The organism is Paenibacillus sp. JCM 10914 (assembly GCF_001315105.1).
Taxonomy (GTDB): domain Bacteria; phylum Bacillota; class Bacilli; order Paenibacillales; family Paenibacillaceae; genus Paenibacillus_AQ.
This window is the reverse complement of record NZ_BAZR01000045.1, coordinates 14254-32524: the sequence shown is the minus strand read 5'-3', so window position 1 is coordinate 32524 and position 18271 is coordinate 14254. Positions and strand designations below refer to the sequence as shown.

Here is an 18271-nt window from a genome sequence, read left to right as displayed (position 1 = left end):
TTCCGCTCTACTTTCAAGCGCCTCATGTCCCTCTTAGGGACTTGCACCCTTCTTTCCGCCACTTTCAAGCGCCACATGTCCCTCTTAGGGACTTGCAGGCTTCTAGCATCGGTGCGCCCTCCCTCGCCTCACTAGCGCTGCTGCCGATGCTCTGCTTCAGAGGATTTCGGCCTGAACGACTAGATTCAGCAAGGTAATCTGCGCGCATACACATCAAAAGAGCAGCTTTACTGTGCGGCTTAGCTTACCTCTTGCTTCGTCGGTAATGTCTCTAACGCGCCGTTCGCGTTCGCCGAACGAATCTCTGCCTCGATAATTTCAAGCGAGGCTGCGGCGCTCGCTGGTGTACAGACCGTCACAGGCGTCCCTTGTGCAACCGATTCGATAAAATATTTCAGCTCGCGATAATACCCCGAATCCTCCGATAATGCTGCGGTGAAACCGGCAGCGTCCTCCGGATAGACCTTCAATTCATTATTCTCGAACACCAGGGTAGCCTGTTCCAGATTCACGCGGTAGCCCATGTAGAACCCGTGCTCGCCATGTAGCGTCCAATCTGCATGCGCGTTAATGACGTTCCCATCCTCGTAGCGGTAGTGTGTAGATACAACATCATAGGAACTGCATTCAATCACCGTCTTAGCGAATGTAGATACCTGCTGGGGTTTGCCCATCAACCAGTGAATCATGTCGACGTCATGGACATGCATATCCGTGATGCAGCCCCCACTCTTCTCTCCCTCCAGGAACCAGCCTTTTGGCGGCTCCGAGCCGCGGTAGAACTCACCGGCTACGACACTGCCGTATCTTCCATCTTCCACGCACGCCTTCAAGTATTCATAAGCCGGCCAGAATCGGAGACATTGTCCGATCATCAGCGTCTTGCCCGTACGCTCCGCAGCCTCCACCATACGCCATGCTTCTTTCGTGCTTCCCGCCATCGGTTTCTCGCACATGACATGTATTCCCTGCTCAAGCAGCATGCAGGTCATGTCCGCGTGAAGATAGGTCGGCAGGCAAACATCCACGATATCAAGCTCTTCCTGCTTCAACATCTCATCCACGTGATCATATAGTCGATACGGAGTGAGATCGTACACGTCGCGCTCGGTAGCCATATTACCGTTAGCCGTGCTGTTCTTCAGCTCTTCGATGCGCAGATCGCAGATTGCCACGAGTTCTACTTCTGCCCCCTCCTCGATCAGACGTACGTAGTTGTCAAAATGCATGCGTCCCATAAATCCAAATCCTAATATGCCGACTCTCAGCATGTATATCCCTCCCTTATCCGCTGCTTATGATTGGCTCTGGTGCTGACGAGCACCAGATGGCCGTAAAGACGGCGTTCGCCCCAGAATGACGTCCATCGATTTCGATGTGTTGTAGATGATCTGTTCCGAGTAATGGTTGTATGGCGGTATCATCTCCGCGGTTACGTAATTGTCATAGTGGATGCCGCGCAGCGCCTCGACAACGGCCGGGTAGTTCACGTCTCCAGCCAGAAGATCAACGAAACCATGCAAGCCACCTGCCTGTCTGCGGTAATCTTTGAAATGGACTTTTTTGATACGTGTTCCGAGAATTCGAATCCAGTGCTCCGGATAACCGCTGTAAACCACATTGCCCACATCGAAATACGACCCGACGAAGTCGGAGCCTACCTCATCGATAAAGGTGCGAAGTTCGAGCGGAGAGAGCAGGAATTTGTTCCATACGTTCTCGATCGCGATCGAGACGCCTGCGCTTTGGGCATATGGCGCAAGCTGACTGATGGACTCCTGCGCGCGGTTGTAAGCATATTCATAATCGACTACAGCAGCTCCCGGAATGAAATCGACGCCAACGGCTCCCGGGATAACCAGAATGGCATCAACACCGAAGGCGGCAGCCAGTTCCAGTTGCTTCTTGCAGATATCCATGGCCTTCTCGCGTACCACCGGGTCATTGCTTGTCATCGGATAGTCCCAATACAAGCCGGTTGCCAGACCGGCGATCTCCAATTCCGCTTCTTCGAGTCGTGCTTTAATCTGCTTGACTTCTTGATCCCCAGCCTGAAGTCCGAGCTCGCCGGACTCGTTCAACGAGAGTTCAATCCCGTCGAATCCAGCATCCTTTGAAAGCGCTATAGCTTCTGCAATCGAGGTATTGCCTGAGAATGACCAGATATTGATTCCTTTTTTCATAACGACTACCTCCCTGGATCATGGAATGAAATGCATGTGAGACAGGTCATTTGAATTTTTCCGTTACATTGTAAACATAAGATGATGATGTAATAATACTTATATATTAATTAATTATTAGAGAAAATGATTTAGATAGAAAAGCGAAAATTTGGATTTTTCCGTTCTCATGCATTGCTATTCTAGCCACGAAGGGAGTCGAAATAAATGACCCTTACTTTATACCCAATTCAACGTGAAGCCCCCTTTAAGGCATGGTCTCCCAGCATTCATTACGCCCAGTTTCAACGAATGCCCGTCGGCGCTCTGCCCCGCAGAAGATTGTACGATTTCGAATTGCTCTATGTGAGCCAAGGAGAAGCCGTTACGACCATGTACGGAAACCGATATCGGATCGAAGCAGGACAACTGATCTACCTGCCTTCCGGGGTCTATCATCAGAATGAAGTCGCGTCCGCTCCCGATGCGCGGTTTCTCGGCATTCACTTTGACTTTTTTGATGAGCTGGACATCCAGACGGAAGCCGACATGATCGTTAATGAAACGATGCTCTCCAGTGATAAATTTGCCCATGAAGCGACGATATCGACGCTGGCGCCGTTATCCTCCCAAGTCATCTACACACCGACTCTGGCGTGTGTGCAAATGATGGAACGCATCGTTGAAGAGTTCACGCATCGTCCGCCGGGCTATGAATTAGCCTGCAAGGGTCTCATGCTGGATATTCTGGTCCAGTTGATGCGAACGCCTGCTTCCAGGAAACTATCGGAAGCCTCGCCGTATGATGGCCGATTGCTCGATCTTATGAGCCAAATCGAACAAGCTCCAGCCAAAGACTGGAGCAATCGCAGTATCGCGGAGCAAGTAATGTTAAGCGTGGACCATACCGCCAAGTTGTTCAAACGTCTGGCCGGGATGCCTCCCAGCGAATATGTGCAATCCGTACGGCATCGAGAGGCTCGCCGTTTGCTTCGGGAATCGGAAATATCGGTTGAAGCCGTCGGTGCAGCAGTCGGATATCCGGACATCCATTATTTCAGCCGGATTTTCCGCCGACTTGAAGGAATTACGGCCACCGATTATCGCAAGCTCTCCAGAATTCTGTAGCTAGATTGCTTGTATGTTGGAAGGGGCGTTAGGAACCGGCCCTTTGCAGTCTGGCTTGTTCCGTCTAAGCCAGCCATCAATTCGCTCCAGCGCTTCCGTTAATTGTGCCGTGGAAGCGGCATAGGAACTGCGAATGAATCCTTCGCCGCCCGCACCAAAGACCTGGCCTGGTACCACGGCGACTTTCGCTTCCTGCAGCAGCCGTTCTGCGAATCGCTGCGAACTCATCCCCGTGCTGACGATGCTCGGAAAGGCATAGAATGCGCCTTGCGGTTCACGGCAATCGAGACCTATCTCCCTTAAACCCTGCACGAACATGGTTCTCCGCTTGTCGTAAGTCGCCCTCATCTCTTCCTTATCGCCAAGCCCGCTGCGCAAGCATGCGATGGCCGCGATCTGGCCGACGATCGGTGCGCACAACGCGGTGTACTGGTGGATCTTGACCATCGGGCTGACCAGTTCCCGTTCACCGCAAAGATAGCCGACACGCCAGCCGGTCATGGCGAACGCTTTGGAGAAGCCACCGATTACAAGGGTACGCTCTCGCATGCCCGGTAGCGAGGCGATGCTGGTATGGCGTCGTCCATACGTCAGCTCGGCATACATCTCATCAGAGATGACCACCAGATTATGTCTGATCGCTAACTGGGCAATGGGCAGCCAATCATCGTAGGTCATCACCGCTCCGGTCGGATTGCTGGGAAAGTTAACGACAATCGCTTTGGTTCGCGATGTGATGACCTGCTGCAGGGACTCGGCGGTTAATTTGAAATCCTGCTGCGCAGACAGTTCCAGTTCAATAGCGATTCCCCGATTTAAAGCGACCAATGGCGTATACGCCACATAGCCCGGTACGGGTATGATGATTTCGTCCCCCGGATTAATTAAGGCGCGCAGCGCCAAATCGATCGCCTCACTGCCGCCCACCGTGACCAGCACCTCGCGGGACGGTTCATATCGTAACTGAAACTGGTCATAGAGATACTCCGCAATAGCTTCCCGCAGTTCCAGCAGCCCTTCGTTGGGCGTGTACATCGTTTTGCCTTGATCCAATGCACGCTTGGCGGCCGCTATCGCACACGCTGGTGTTGTAAAATCCGGTTCTCCGACTCCGAGCGAGATTACACTCGGATCGCCTTCGGCTGCATTGAAGAATTGCCGGATGCCGGATGGAGGCATCCCCATAACCACGGGTGACAGGAAGCTATTGGTTGTATTCATATCGCACTACTCCTTGTTGGTCTTAGATTCACTTCGTCTTTCGGATATCGAATATTCGATGATGGCATCCAGAAGCTGGCCGAACGACATGCCTGCTGCTGCCGCGCTTCTGGGGAGAAGACTGTTCTTGGTTAAGCCTGGCAATGTATTAACCTCCAAAATGTACGGTGTTCCATTCTGAACGATAATGTCAATTCGGGCGTACACGCTGCACTTCAGCAGCTTATAGCATTGGAGCGCGGCGGCCTCTACTCGCTTATGCAAGGTCTCCGGCAGTACAATGACTTGCTCCTCCGCCTCGCCCTCCACATACTTGGAAATATAGTCAAAAAACTCAGAGTTCGGCTTAATACCTACGACGGGAAGCGGCTTCCCGTCCAGCACCGGGCAGGTGATTTCTTCGCCGCCGATCCATTGCTCGATCATGACCGAGCGATCCCAGCGCAGCGCTTCAGCGACCGCCGGCTCCAACTGCTCCCTGGTTCTTACGATCCGGGTGCCGATGCTGGAGCCGCCCGCATTGGGCTTCACCACTACCGGGTAGCCGAGTGCATCTACGTCAGCGGTCATAAGTTCCTCCACACCGTTAACCATGATCCAGTCGGCGGTATGGAGCCCCGCATAGCGGAGCAACTGCTTGCTCATGTCTTTGTCCATGCAAACGCTGCTGGACAGGACGCCGCTGCCGGTATATGGAATGCCCAGGGAATCCAGCGTCCCTTGCACAGTACCGTCCTCACCGTATTGGCCGTGAAGAGCAAGCAAGGCGACGTCGATTCCTGCCGTTTTGCTGATCAGCTCTCGTTTGTCGTTGATCTCAATCGGGACGATCTCGTAACGAGTGACATCCAGGTGCGCCATCATCTCCTGGCCTGTCATGATCGATACCTCCCGTTCGGAGGATGTGCCCCCCATGATGACGCCAACTTTCATGATGTGTTCCTCCTCAAAGTTTTGTGGATGATAAACTTCTTGATAGGCTTCAAACAAAACTTGCATCGGAAGCATACACCGAGTTTTGTGGATGATAAACTTCTTGACGGAATTCCGCCTTCTTTCACTGAAGACAGCCATTTTTCATTGAAATCAGCCTCTCCCCGTTATTTCAGCAGCGCCCTCGCCGCTTCACCGATGATCCGAATTCCCTTCTCGATATGGTCATCCGAGACGCGGGAGAAGCCAAGCCGCATCGTATGCTGGCCGCGACCGTCGGTATAGAAGATATCCCCTGGCGTGAATACCACGCCCTGCTCCGTGCACATCTCAAGCAGTTGCCGCGTCTGGAACCCTGGCTCGAATTCCACGAACAGATGAAGACCACCGTCTCCGGACAACCGCTTCAGCGGAAGCCATTCCTTGCAACAACGCATGGCCAGCTCATATTTTCGCTTGTACTCCGTCTTGGCCCGCTTCAGATACTTCTCGAAATTGCCGTTATACAAATACTGATAGAGCAGGGATTGATCCAGCGTAGAGGTATGAATGCTGCGGGCACGCTTCACGCTTTCCAAATATCCCACCAGTGTCTGATCTGCCAAAATCCACCCCACACGCAGCCCAGGAAAAAGGATTTTGGAGAAGCTTCCCAGATAGATCACGCTGTTGCTCTTGCCGCCTGCGCTGGCAACAAGAGGAGCAATGTGCGAGCCGGAGTAGCGCAGCTCTTCGTTGAAACCATCCTCTATGACCGGTATCTGATACTCGCTCAGTAACCGCAAGGCTTCCAGCCTCTTCCGATGCGACATTACGATGCCGGTCGGATTATGATAGGAAGGCACTAGATAGGCTAAATCGTAGTCGTTCTTCGAGAGCGCACCAGCCAGCTCGTTCAAGCTGATTCCGTCCGCCTCCATCGGCACTCCAGTGACGTCATATCCGTGCATTTTGAAATTTTTAATGGCTGTATGGTGCGTTGGATTCTCGCAAAGAATGCGGCCATGCCGCTGGTTCAAGACTGACAACACCAAGCTTAGACCTTCTGTGAATCCGCTGGTAATCAACAGATCCTTGTTCGAAATATCAACGCCCTTATTCTCCATATAGCGGAGCAAGTAATCAATTAACGGTTTGTATCCCTTCGCATAGCCATAATTCAGCAATACCTCGCCTTCAAGCGACATCCGATCAAGAAATGCACGCTTCACATTATGCAGATCGAATAGTTTCTCGTCAGGAGCTATGCTCGTAAATGAGATGGCACCTTTACCGGCACGGATTCCGTGCTTCATTAAATCCATTTCTTCCGCCAGCCTGGTGTAATTGTTCAATCGGGAGCTCCAATCGAGAGAAGGATGCTGCATCGGATGAAGTGATGCGCTCGCGCTGTCAGACGGGACAACAAAATGCCCTTGACCTTTCAAAGCATAGATAAAGCCTTCGTCCTCCAGTTCAGCATATGCATTCAATACCGTATTACGGCTGATCCTCAGCAAGGAACTTAGCTCCCGCGTGGACGGCAGCTTCTGCTCGGCTTGCAGCGCTCCGCTTGTCATCATCCGCTTCATGTAATCCTTCACCTGAATGTAAGCCGGTCGATCCTGCGCCAGCCAAAAATCCGAATACATTACCTTACCCCCTTGCCACTATCATGGCATATTTATAACCGGGTCAGTAGAGCCACGACAAGCCGCTTTCTTGGCCCTTGTGGTTGCCTGCCCGAATAACTTTCCACGAATCAACAGGATATTGCGCTTCCCAAAGAGAAAAAGAACTAACCATAGCTATTCACTAACTTCAAGGAGATTGTATAACATGCATCCAGCAATCATCATTAGTCGTTCCACTTCCATGATGGACGAACCTGTCACAATATCGGCCGTAGGACTACAGCCGCAACAAACCGTCAAATTCCATCTTATCAAAAAAATCCACGAAGACCGGTTTCTCGCTTCAGAAGCGACCTTTATCGCTGACTCTGAGGGCAATGTGCACCTAGAACGTCAAGCACCTGTCCAGGGCAGCTATACCGGTGTAGACGGCATGGGATTGTTCTGGTCGCTGGAACCGCTGCCAGGCGATCAGCTTCCTCACGGTAATGAGACTCCTTCTCCTCCATCTATTATAAAGGATGAACTATCGCCTCAGAACTCCACGCTGCTGCTGGAGTCGGACCATCACATCGCGGCGCAGCAGACCATTATACGTGAATGGCTGGGAGCCGGAATATGCAAAGAACCTGTACATAATGATGAATTCATAGGGACGTACTTCTACCCTGCAAATCACGGTCCAAAACGGGCGATTCTCGTGCTCGGAGGGTCGGAGGGCGGAATAAACGAGAAGACAGCAGCGCTGCTCGCATCTCATGGATTCTCCGTGCTGGCCCTTGGGTATTTCGGAACCGGGAATCTCAACAAGCAGCTCAGCGATATTTCACTTGAATACGTCGGGAAAGCCATCCAATGGTTGAAGAGCAGGCCGGAAGTGGCGCCAGGCGGAATAGGCATTCATGGTACATCAAGAGGGAGCGAACTGGCCCTCTGGTCAGCCGTCCTGTTCTCCGACATTACGGCCACCGTGTCTTTAAACGGTTCCGCCGTGTCATTCTGCGGCATTGCGCCATGGACCGATCAGCCCATCCTGCCGCCAGCCTGGATCTATGAAGGCCAGCCTCTGCCATATCTTCGGCGAGATAATCCGGTCGATCTGGCTCTGTCCTGCAAGCAGATGTGGGGTAGCAAGCAAGGGAACCCATTTCGCGCATGGCATGGTGGCTTGTCTGCGGACCATGCACAGCGGGATGCGGCAACGATCCCACTTGAACGTATTAACGGCGGCCTGCTCATGATTTCGGGCGAAGCTGATGAATGCTGGGATTCGGTTGCCTTATCTCAACAAGGATTCCGGAGAAGAACGAGCCCGGATCAAGCCGGATTATCCAAGCATCTCATCTATAAGGGGGCGGGGCATTACATCGGCATCCCTTATCTAAGAGCCATTGCTTCTGATCAAGGGACGAAACCGGATATCGCTCGTGCCAGCATCGACTCCTGGAAAGAAACCATCGAATTCTTCAAAAAAATGCTATAGTTCAACCAAACAATAAAACCTGCTCCCCCGTCCGCACAGCGAACGGTTGAAGCAGGTTTTATCGTTGTTGTTATTTGACAGCCAGACGCTCTTGGATCTTGTCATTGACCCACTGCCGCTTGGATAGGAGCCACTCCATATCCCGCGGATAACGCTTAAACGTTATCGGTTCCTCAAGATCCTCTTCAAGTGCCTTCATGACCGCCTCGCGCCCGATCTGCGTCTCCAGCAGTTGCAGTGCCCTAAGATCTTGAAGCGCTTCGAAGAATACCTTTAGCCGGATCGATTCAACCGGGCGGCCGTCTACGCCGGGATAGACGAGGAAAGGATCTCCAGAAGGAAAACCGGCATCCGCGTCCGTGACTTGGTACGGATCAATCGCCCGAATGGAAAACTGCGAGTTCCAGAAATTATACCCCCAGTGCAAGAACCCTTGAATGTTAAACTTATATAATTGGATGCCCAGAATCCGATTCCTGGCGGAAGGCAGGTTGAAGAAGCGATTGGACACCTCCTGATACTGCGAGCAGCAGTAGTATGTCCACAACGGTTCCACCTGCGACTCCAGGAACGGTTCGATATGATTGCTTGCAGGAATCGGACGCTGTACCAAACCCTGCTCATAGTATGCTATATCCGATAACGCATCGATAATCGGATAGTCAGGCAGCAGTTCGGACATCAGACGGCTGGCATAGCCGTAAGACTCCTGGTGGGAAGCATGCGGTTCATCCGATACATGGAAGTAGCATCGATCCTGAATCCCTTTCTCCTCGATCCATTTGAGCAGTGCCGGGACAAACTGCCGAATGAAGGATTCATACTCCCCGCCAGCTGCGTCCGTCTCCCAGCCGAACCGTTTCTCTTCATGGCCGCCGTTGTTCACGATAATCTTCGGTGCATGCTTGGCGCCCCACTGCGTGAAAAAGTGAGAGAACTCCAAATATCGTATGCCGTTACGTTCGCAGATGTCGAGCCAGCGATCCAGCCGCTCGAATCCGAAGCGATAGGTTCCTGTACCGGCACTCTCCACATCCACAAGCTGCACGGTCGGTCGCTCCCCGCCCACTTGCGTATCCAGCGGCGGCGTAAACAGCGGCGTCAGCATCATATTCATGCCGTGCTGCGCTGCGGTCTGTATGAACTTGTCAATCAGCCGCCAATGCGATTCGCTGAAGACTTCGACATTGTAATACGTTGCGAGGCAGTCGGCATGGAACCATTCCGTATGGATCAGCTTCTGCTCGGGCAGCGACGCGCCAAGGATGTCTAGACGAAACACTTCTTCTCCAAGCGTGTCTCCGGACTGACTTTCAAACCGAAGCGTGATGTCATATGTACCAGCGGACAGCAGGCCCTTCGGCTGCAACGTCACCCACAGGCTTCTCCATTGATGGGGATAACCGGTAACGGTAGCTTCTGAGGACAGCGGCAACAACGGATCGGGATACAGCCCTGGGGTGGATCGCAGCACACAGTCATCCTGATCGTGATATCCCGGCAATTCCGAAGGTACAAGCCCGACGGATCGGACGCTCAATGCCTCATTCAGCTCGGAATGCAGCGATACGCGAATATTTTTCAATAAACGGTCAGAACGATAGGCAACCTGAAAGGAATATGCCTCATTACGTAAGGCAGACCCCCTGTTATAAGAAGCCTCTGATAATTCTTGATCAGCAAATACTTTGGATAAGGAGCTTAGCAACCGAGTTTCGAACAGAACGGAATGACTCATGAATTGCAACATCCTCTCTCTAGCATGATGATGAGGTCGATCTCACGTACATCTTACTATAATCTGAGTATATTGCACGATGAATTTACCGTTGCCCTTAAAAACGGGACCTATCGCCTAAACGCTGGTCTTACCCGGATTCGCCGGCGTTGGCACGGCAGGTTCGCTCTCCCGGCCAAGGCGACGGCTTGCCGTCTCTCTTCGTCCTGTGGCGGGTACATGTTCTCCGGCTCGGCCAAGTCCAAACCGTGGCATATTATTGTACATGCATTCATATTGTCCTGCTTCAACCAAGTAGGATTCGTGAAATATGCCAACAACTCCGCCCGTTCCTACCTTACGGTTGAAATTTCGCCACGCGGACAGGTGAACAGCTCCATGACGAGCATAATGTTCCAACTGCTCAAAGCTCTTCCAGTACTGGACGAGCGTGACGCCCCTCCATGAGAAATGAAAGGAGCCATCAATAAAGCCGAGCTCTTTGTTCCGATACAGTTCCTGTAGCATGGGGGACATCGCAGCAAATACCGGCAGCCACTTATGCACCGCCCACCATTTGTTTACACGCATGCCGATCATAAACACAACGAAGGGACCATCCATTTGTGCGGTATAACGTCCCGAAATGACTTTACTCATTCTATCTTCCTCCCCTTTCAGATTAAACTTCTAACAGACCTAGATGGGTTTCATACACACTTGCGATATCAGCATTTGGACCGTACAATTGCGAAGTCAGAAAAGCGCCATAGAAAACGGTAAAGCAGATTTGAACCGCAGCTTCTATCTCAATGCCTTGGCGCAGCTTTCCTGCCTGAAAGTCAGCAGCTATCCAATCGCGAAATATTTGATACATATTGGGGGACGTGGCTCCCCGCTCTTCATTCCCTGGAAACAACAGCGCAACCTCAGCCTGGCTTAATTCCGGCATAGAGGGCTGCATGTTCAGTTCAGCCAAGAACGAAATCAGGCTCGGCATCATTCCAGGCCTCACACCATGCTCTTCCACCACACTGGATAACAGGTGCCGAAAAGCCTGCAAACCGTGCATACCTTCCGTCTCAACCTCAATCATCCGCTTCGTGAGCCAGATGCGCATGAAATAAAGCAGCAAATCTTCTTTCCGTTGAAAAAACTTGAAGAAGGTTACTTTTGAAATTTCGGCAGTACGGCAAATGTCCTCCAGCATGACCTGACTGAACATGCGATCTTGCATGAGGGACAACGCGGCTTCATATAACGCGATCTTATTCTTTGCTTTCTTAAGTTCTCTCAAGGGAATATCCGTTGTCGACATCATTTCACCACCAATTTAAATTAACTTATGTAAATAAATTAACTCAAGTTAATTTAAATGTCAAGTTAGAAATACAATAAAAAGGCAAGTTCAGAATGGATATCTGTACTCGCCTTAAATTGTTATGCCGAATATTGCTAAAAAACCTGAAATACGTTATTCACAAAGTTTCCATTCTAAATAGCCGGGCAGGCACCTGCTCTTCTATACAGAGCGGCTTGTCCACAAGTCGCCACGACGGCGCTACGCATCGCATGTCTACCCGCGGGCAGCGGCGTCGGCGTAAAAGATGATCGTGTAGAACTTCGTTGTCTCATTCCCCGGGTTTACGTACCGGTGCGGACGATTGGCACCGAAGTGAACGGAGCTCCCGGCTGGAACGGTAAAGCGCTGATCTTCACGCCACAGCTCAAGCTCTCCTTGATGAACGAAGATATATTCCTCCACGCCGTCATTGTGCGCTTCAGAGCCGTGATCGCAGCCTGGGTCCATAATGACCATATACGATTCGAATTTCGTGCGCAGGTTATACGAGAACAGAGGGTGCACCCGGTACGCGCCTTCAGCTTCGTGAAACGGCTCCACATCATCCGGCGTTACGACCGTTACCTCGGTCTCCGCCTCTTCGATCAGCGTCGTGAACGAGATGCCCAAGCCGCTGACGATCCGCCACAATACCGATATCGTTGGGTTGGAGTCGCCGCGTTCGATCTGTCCGAGCATAGCCTTGCTAACGCCGGTCAGTTCAGCGACGTTATCGAGCTGAGGCCCCGCGATTTACGAATGGCTTGCAGATTTCGTCCTACTTTTTTATGAATGGGTTCCAAGAGTTACAAGATCCTCCTTCTGATGCTAAGCCGTTAACTGATCTTGCTCTGATCAGCCCCCAGCTTCTCCATTAGCTTTGACACCATATCACGGGTCATACGGTTCAAATCATATTGTACATCAAATCCCCATTCTTCGCGTGCTGCCGTTGCATCAATTGCATCCGGCCACTCATTTGCAATCGCTTGACGAACCGGATCCACAGCATAACCCAGCTTGAATTCCGGTAGATGTTGGCGAATACTGGCCGCAATGTCTTCAGGGTCGACACTCATTGCGGTTACATTAAATGCATTGCGGTGCTTCAGCTTGGCTGAATCGGCTTCCATCAGCATGATGACCGCGCGGATCGCATCCGGCATATACATCATGTCCAGATATGTTCCTTTATCAATGTAAGATGAATAACTGCCGTGCACGATGGCTTCACCGTACATCTCGACGGCATAATCCGTTGTGCCTCCTCCTGGAGGTGCGGCATGGGAGATCAATCCAGGGAAACGCAATCCCCGTGTATCCACCCCGAATTTATGATAGTAATAATCGCAGAGAAGCTCACCCGACACTTTGCTGACCCCGTACATCGTTAACGGGCGCTGCAGCGTATCCTGCGGTGTAGCCTTCTTCGGCGTATCTGCACCGAAAGCTGCGATAGAGCTTGGCGTAAAGAACTGACAAGACAAGGCACGTGCGGTCTCCAGCGCGCTAATCAGGCCACCCATGTTCAAGTTCCAGGCCAGTGCCGGATTCACTTCTGCCCTTGCCGACAACAAGGCTGCAAGATGGATAATCGTATCTGCGCGGTGCTCTTTAGCTGCATCATGAAACGCGTCCTGATTCGTTACATCTAATATGCGAAATGGCCCTGACTTGACCAAATCGTGATTGGCCTGACGAATATCCGTGGCCAGAACGGCTTCCTCACCATAAATTTGCCGTAAGGCAGCTACCAGGTCTGATCCGATCTGACCGAGCGCGCCTGTTACCATTATCCGTTTCATGTTTCGTGCCTCCTTATCAGATCAGACTCAGCTCGCGGCCGATGGTTTCGTATGCGGACAACGCACGATCGAGCATCTCCTTGGTATGGAGAGCGGTCGGCATGTTGCGAACTCTTCCTGTCCCTTTCGGAACGGTAGGGAACACAATCGCTTTGGCATAGATTCCCTCTTCGTACAGACGAGTGCTGAATTTCTGAGTTGTCGCTTCATCGCCAACGATGCATGGCGTAATCGGAGTTTCCGTCGCTCCGGTTGAATAGCCAAGCTGTCTGAGCCCCTCCTGCAAATACTTGGCGTTCTCCCACAGCTTGGTTTGCAATTCTTTGCTGTTCTGCAAGATATCCACAGCGGCAATGCAAGCTGCAATATTGCCCGGTGGCAAAGCAGTAGAGAACAGGAACGGCCGGCTGCGGACCTTGAGCCAATCGACCAGGTCGCGCGACCCTGCAACATAGCCGCCGACTACGCCGACTGCCTTGGACAAGGTCCCGATCTGCATATCCACCCTGTCGGATAAACCGAAGTGCTTCACCGTGCCCGCACCGTTGCCCAAGACACCTGAACCGTGGGCGTCGTCCACATACGTAATCAGATCATACGCCTCGGCAATCTCCACGATCTCCGGGAGCTTGGCAATGTCCCCGTCCATGGAGAATACGCCATCCGTAATGACCATGATCTTGCTGTACTGGCCAGACGCTCTGGCTTCCTTCGCCTTCGCTCTCAGGTCGTCCATGTCCGAGTGATTAAATCGGATTACCTTCGCCTTCGTCAATCGACAGCCATCGATGATCGATGCATGGTTCAATTCATCGGAGAGAATAGCATCGCCTGCCCCCATCACCGCTGAGATCGCTGCCATGTTGCAATTAAAGCCGGACTGATAGGTGAGCACAGCTTCCGTCCCCTTGAACTGGGCCAGCTTCTCCTCCAGCTCCACGTGAAGGGTAAGCGTGCCGTTAATCGAACGTACGGCCCCGCTACCTGTTCCGAATTGCTGGGTAGCCGTAATTGCCGCTTCCTTCAAACGCGCGTCATTAGCTAAACCCAAATAATTATTGATGATAGATTTACATATTCACGCCCTTGAATGGTGATCAGTGGACCATTCGGGCTCTCGAGAGGCTGGATCGTATTATAGAGTCCTTGCTGTTGAAGATCGTTTAAATTCTGTTGTAAGAAAGCACTCAATGAGTGGCTTGGCATAGAAATTCCCTCCCATGTTGTGTAATAGATCATAAAATCATAAAATCGCACATTTCATTTACAACATCATTGTATGCAAAAACAGATCTATATGCAATATCTCGCACAAATATATGCTATATTAGACCAAGGACGGCCGGTAGCTGCTAGATTTATGTATAAAAAGAGACCCACCAGAAAGCGTACGGTCGACGTTCGTCTTTTGTACGTTACATTCTGATAGGTCTCTTATTCGCTTAATTCACGTTGTTATCGCTTGATGGAGCGCCTCCACATAAGCTGTTGCCAGCTTGGACAATGACGCATTTCTATGACTGATCCAACCGACCTTGATCGACTCATCGCAATCCAGCGGAACCGGAATAATCTCATTCCCGTTCAGATCTGCACTAAGCACCCCGGTGGAGATGGTATAACCGTTCAGCCCGATCAACAGATTGAACAGCGTTGCGCGGTCGTTGACCCGGATGCTCTTCTTGTGCGACAACGTGCTGAGAATCTCCTCGGAGAAATGGAACGAATTATACTCTCCTTGCTCGAAGGACAAATACGGATAATGCTGCAGCTCATCGATCGTGACGATGGACTGCTTGGCGAGCGGATTTTTGATGCTGATGAAAATATGCGGCTTCGCCGTAAACAAGCTGGTGAACTGCAGTCCCGCGTCCTTCAGCAGCTTGTTGATCACCTTCGCATTGAATTCATTGAGATACAGAATGCCGATCTCGCTGCGCAGCGTTTTGACATCTTGAATAATTTCGTAAGTCTTCGTCTCTCGCAAGGCCAATTCGTATTCGTCCTGTCCATATTGCTGAACGAGGTTCACGAAGGCGTTCACCGCGAACGCATAGTCTGAGTCGATACGGAAAAATGCTGCGGGGAAGGCTTGGCGTTCAGATACCGCGCCTCCAGCAGCTCTGCCTGCTCCACCACTTGCCGTGCATAAGCGAGAAACTCTGCCCCTTCCTTGGACAGCGAGATGCCTTTGTTGGTCCGTTCGAATATCGTAATTCGAAGCTCCTCTTCCAAATCCTTCATGGCGTTCGACAGACTCGGCTGGGAGATAAACAAGCGTTTGGCCGCCTCGTTCATGGAACCTCGATTGGCTACTTCGATGGCGTATTTTAATTGTTGTAAGGTCAATGGGCTCCCCCCTTCTCAAACTCCACGTTACATCTTGATGCAGAATCTGTTGCCACATCTTCACTAAATACAGAATATGAAGCTCGTCCACCAATTGTACCAGACGGAGCTCCGTATCGTGTAATGGGAATAAGCACAACTAACACCAATCCCCCTGTTTCTATTGCAATCATGGGGGATTGGCGCATATTTACAATGGTTAATCGGCTGTCCTCTACCCTAACTCTACTCTAAATATTCACCTTATATCCCAATGCCAACTCGTCGCCAGGCAAGCCGCGAATGCCCCAATTATGCTGCGGCGTCTCCAATATCGCGACTTCGATATCCTGCGGTCCGATCTGGAGCTGATCTTGCAGCCTCTCGAACAACAGTCGGATCAGCCGCTTCTTGGCTTCGATGCTTCTGCCTTCAAACATATTAATTTCGATGATCGTATACCGTTCGGTTCGTCCTTCCGGGTAGATGAAGTCTTCCGTTTCCATCGGAAAAAACCGGTGGAATTTCTTATCCGCCGGAAGTTCAAATGCGTCAACCACGCATGAATGTATCACTTCCGACATCCGCTGCTTCACCGGATTCAGTTGTGTCCTTAGCCCATAAACCTTAATCTGTGCCATACTCTGCTCATCTCCTCTATACTCAACTCGGCTTTTGTTGTTACCTGTTAATTACATTCTCCCAATATGCCAAAAAAACCTTCAAGAGCGATTCACTCGCTCTTGAAGGTCGTGCATGTTTATATGGATTCCCCCGTCTGGAATTGCTTCTTCGCCCATTCCACATAGGTTGGGTGGCTCTGGATTAGTTCCTCGTGCGTGCCACTCCCCGTAATATGCCCTTTCTCGAGGACAATAATCTGGTCGGCCTCAACGACGGTAGATAACCGATGGGCGATGACCACGGTCGTGCGCTCCACCATCAAATTATTCAATGCCTTCTGTACTTCATGCTCGGAGTCGCTGTCCAAACTTGCGGTAGCTTCGTCCAGGAGCAGAATATCCGGCTTTCGCAAGAGCGCCCTTGCAATCGCGACCCGTTGGCGCTGGCCTCCCGATAGCTGGATGCCTCTCTCGCCGACCTCCGTGTCATATCCCCTTGGCAAAGCTTCAATAAATCCTTCCGCATAAGCCAGTCTCGCCGCTTCGGCAATTTCTTCCTCGGAGACCGACTCCTCCCGGCCATAGACGATATTGTCCCGAATCGTCCCCGTCATCAGCGGGCTGTCCTGGGACACGTATCCGAGCTTTCTCCGCCAAGAATCCAGCGTATAATCGCGAATCTCGTCCGAACCGAACGAAATCTCCCCACCGGAAGGCGCATAGAACCGTTCAATTAAGGAAAATATCGTGGTTTTTCCGCTGCCGCTCGGTCCAACCAAAGCAGTAACTTTCTTGGCAGGTATGGTGAACGATACTTCAGACAGAATCGTCTCCCCTTCATGATAAGCAAACGCAACCTCTTTAAATTCAACATCCCGGTGACCTTGGGCTGCCGACCGTATGGCTCGTTCATCGCTCTCCGGCTCGAATTCGAGAATAAGCCGTAATCTCTCGGTTGCCGCCATGACCTTCTGCAGTTGTGAATAGAACGTGGCGAATTGACTGAAAGGAAACATGATCTGGAACAGCAGCAGGATAAACGAGACGAGTTCACCTGCGCTGAGCGCACCGGAAGAGACACGCACACCGCCATACCCAATGATAACGACCAGCAGCACGACCATGACCATCGACATTAACGGGATCAGAACGGAGTTGATTCTGGCTTCTTTCATGCCGAAACGGTACAGGCTGTCCATATCGTCGTAGCCTCTTTTTTCCTCGCGCCGCTCCGCGTTCGACGCCTTCACCAGTCTGATCTCGCCGATCACCTGGGTCAGCATGGCCGACAATTGTGCAAGCTGCCCGTACATACTGATGGAGATCTTGTACATTTTACCGCCGATGGGCATTAAGATTCCGAACCCTACCGGGACGGCGATGAGAATAATGAGAGTCATTCGCCAATCCAGGTAAAACAGTATCGCAACGGCACCGATCACGGTCAGCAGATTCGAGCAAAAAGCGATCAAATGATCCGTGATCAACGTTTTCACTTCATTCGTATCATTGGTCACCCGACTCATCGTGTCCGCTGAGCGGTGCTTGTCAAAGAACGGAACCGGCAATGCCAGCACTTTGGTCCAGAGCCGTTTGCGAATTTTGTTCACCGTCTGGTTCCCGACAAAGGCCAGCATATAATACGAGAGCCCGCTCGCTACAGCTTCCATTAGAAACAGAATCGCTAGAAATCCGACTGTACGGACATTAAAGGAATCGGCCGCGAAATTATCGATCAACTGGCCGGTGATGAGCGGGACGATCAGTCCCGTCACCGCCCCGATCATACTTAGCAAGATCGCAAGGAAGAGCACCAACTTCGGAATACCCGAAGAACGCAGCAGTTTGATAAAATAGCGAATCGTCGTTTTCGTTACTTTGCCCTTCTCTTCTTCTACGGTTTGCTCCAATTTAAA

Annotated in this window: 13 protein-coding genes and 3 pseudogenes; 2 read left to right on the top strand and 14 right to left on the bottom strand. The window is 51.4% G+C overall.

Annotation, left to right across the window (positions count from 1 at the left end):
- Positions 1-239: 239 nt before the first annotated feature.
- Both JCM10914_RS26630 and JCM10914_RS26625 read right to left on the bottom strand, forming a co-directional pair.
- Positions 240-1271, bottom strand: coding sequence for a Gfo/Idh/MocA family protein (locus tag JCM10914_RS26630; protein ID WP_023966904.1), 1032 nt, complete (start codon positions 1269-1271; stop codon positions 240-242).
- Between the two features lie 24 nt (positions 1272-1295).
- Entirely contained in the window at positions 1296-2183 is an 888-nt protein-coding gene (locus JCM10914_RS26625; RefSeq protein ID WP_023966903.1) for a sugar phosphate isomerase/epimerase, read from the bottom strand.
- 207 nt (positions 2184-2390) lie between these two features.
- Between JCM10914_RS26625 and JCM10914_RS26620 the strand changes: the two genes are divergently transcribed.
- Entirely contained in the window at positions 2391-3290 is a 900-nt protein-coding gene (locus JCM10914_RS26620) for an AraC family transcriptional regulator (protein WP_023966901.1), read from the top strand.
- On the opposite strand, the gene JCM10914_RS26615 is transcribed toward JCM10914_RS26620, so the two are convergent.
- The 3 genes from JCM10914_RS26615 to JCM10914_RS26605 form a co-directional block, all read right to left on the bottom strand.
- Entirely contained in the window at positions 3291-4511 is a 1221-nt protein-coding gene (locus JCM10914_RS26615) for an aminotransferase class I/II-fold pyridoxal phosphate-dependent enzyme (protein WP_023966899.1), read from the bottom strand.
- 6 nt (positions 4512-4517) lie between these two features.
- Positions 4518-5444, bottom strand: a complete 927-nt coding sequence (locus JCM10914_RS26610; protein ID WP_023966897.1) for a D-alanine--D-alanine ligase — start codon at positions 5442-5444, stop codon at positions 4518-4520.
- Positions 5445-5611: 167 nt separating this feature from the next.
- Entirely contained in the window at positions 5612-7075 is a 1464-nt protein-coding gene (locus tag JCM10914_RS26605; RefSeq protein WP_023966895.1) for a PLP-dependent aminotransferase family protein, read from the bottom strand.
- A 187-nt stretch (positions 7076-7262) separates the two neighbouring features.
- Here JCM10914_RS26605 and JCM10914_RS26600 point away from each other — a divergent pair, with 187 nt between their 5' ends.
- Complete coding sequence (locus tag JCM10914_RS26600; RefSeq protein ID WP_023966893.1) at positions 7263-8540, top strand: acyl-CoA thioesterase/bile acid-CoA:amino acid N-acyltransferase family protein; 1278 nt, start codon at positions 7263-7265, stop codon at positions 8538-8540.
- A gap of 70 nt (positions 8541-8610) precedes the next feature.
- Here JCM10914_RS26600 and JCM10914_RS26595 read toward each other — a convergent pair whose 3' ends face one another.
- The 9 genes and pseudogenes from JCM10914_RS26595 to JCM10914_RS26555 form a co-directional block, all read right to left on the bottom strand.
- Positions 8611-10278 (bottom strand): DUF4091 domain-containing protein, encoded by a 1668-nt coding sequence (locus tag JCM10914_RS26595; protein WP_023966891.1) that lies wholly within the window; start codon positions 10276-10278, stop codon positions 8611-8613.
- Between the two features lie 117 nt (positions 10279-10395).
- Positions 10396-10917 carry a DUF4188 domain-containing protein gene (locus JCM10914_RS26590; protein ID WP_023966889.1) on the bottom strand — a complete coding sequence of 174 codons (522 nt, stop codon included), beginning with the start codon at positions 10915-10917 and terminating at the stop codon, positions 10396-10398.
- A gap of 22 nt (positions 10918-10939) precedes the next feature.
- Positions 10940-11578, bottom strand: coding sequence for a TetR/AcrR family transcriptional regulator (locus JCM10914_RS26585; RefSeq protein ID WP_023966887.1), 639 nt, complete (start codon positions 11576-11578; stop codon positions 10940-10942).
- A gap of 255 nt (positions 11579-11833) precedes the next feature.
- Positions 11834-12402: pseudogene (locus JCM10914_RS26580) on the bottom strand (helix-turn-helix domain-containing protein).
- Positions 12403-12435: 33 nt separating this feature from the next.
- On the bottom strand, positions 12436-13404 hold the full coding sequence (locus tag JCM10914_RS26575; protein ID WP_023966883.1) for an NAD-dependent epimerase/dehydratase family protein: 969 nt from the start codon (positions 13402-13404) through the stop codon (positions 12436-12438).
- Between the two features lie 16 nt (positions 13405-13420).
- Positions 13421-14610, bottom strand: a pseudogene (locus tag JCM10914_RS26570) (glycine C-acetyltransferase).
- Positions 14611-14851: 241 nt separating this feature from the next.
- Positions 14852-15753, bottom strand: a pseudogene (locus JCM10914_RS26565) (LysR family transcriptional regulator).
- A gap of 230 nt (positions 15754-15983) precedes the next feature.
- Positions 15984-16373, bottom strand: coding sequence for a tautomerase family protein (locus JCM10914_RS26560; RefSeq protein WP_023966873.1), 390 nt, complete (start codon positions 16371-16373; stop codon positions 15984-15986).
- Positions 16374-16492: 119 nt separating this feature from the next.
- On the bottom strand, positions 16493-18265 hold the full coding sequence (locus JCM10914_RS26555; RefSeq protein ID WP_023966871.1) for an ABC transporter ATP-binding protein: 1773 nt from the start codon (positions 18263-18265) through the stop codon (positions 16493-16495).
- Positions 18266-18271: the final 6 nt, after the last annotated feature.

What these genes read in the sequence shown, in the direction of transcription:
- JCM10914_RS26595 (WP_023966891.1), bottom strand. Translation starts at nt 10,278, where the DNA reads ATGAGTCATTCCGTTCTGTTCGAAACTCGGTTGCTAAGCTCCTTATCC.
- JCM10914_RS26630 (WP_023966904.1), bottom strand. Translation starts at nt 1,271, where the DNA reads ATGCTGAGAGTCGGCATATTAGGATTTGGATTTATGGGACGCATGCAT.
- JCM10914_RS26560 (WP_023966873.1), bottom strand. Translation starts at nt 16,373, where the DNA reads ATGGCACAGATTAAGGTTTATGGGCTAAGGACACAACTGAATCCGGTG.
- JCM10914_RS26575 (WP_023966883.1), bottom strand. Translation starts at nt 13,404, where the DNA reads ATGAAACGGATAATGGTAACAGGCGCGCTCGGTCAGATCGGATCAGAC.
- JCM10914_RS26590 (WP_023966889.1), bottom strand. Translation starts at nt 10,917, where the DNA reads ATGAGTAAAGTCATTTCGGGACGTTATACCGCACAAATGGATGGTCCC.
- JCM10914_RS26605 (WP_023966895.1), bottom strand. Translation starts at nt 7,075, where the DNA reads ATGTATTCGGATTTTTGGCTGGCGCAGGATCGACCGGCTTACATTCAG.
- JCM10914_RS26615 (WP_023966899.1), bottom strand. Translation starts at nt 4,511, where the DNA reads ATGAATACAACCAATAGCTTCCTGTCACCCGTGGTTATGGGGATGCCT.
- JCM10914_RS26600 (WP_023966893.1), top strand. Translation starts at nt 7,263, where the DNA reads ATGCATCCAGCAATCATCATTAGTCGTTCCACTTCCATGATGGACGAA.
- JCM10914_RS26620 (WP_023966901.1), top strand. Translation starts at nt 2,391, where the DNA reads ATGACCCTTACTTTATACCCAATTCAACGTGAAGCCCCCTTTAAGGCA.
- JCM10914_RS26610 (WP_023966897.1), bottom strand. Translation starts at nt 5,444, where the DNA reads ATGAAAGTTGGCGTCATCATGGGGGGCACATCCTCCGAACGGGAGGTA.
- JCM10914_RS26585 (WP_023966887.1), bottom strand. Translation starts at nt 11,578, where the DNA reads ATGATGTCGACAACGGATATTCCCTTGAGAGAACTTAAGAAAGCAAAG.
- JCM10914_RS26625 (WP_023966903.1), bottom strand. Translation starts at nt 2,183, where the DNA reads ATGAAAAAAGGAATCAATATCTGGTCATTCTCAGGCAATACCTCGATT.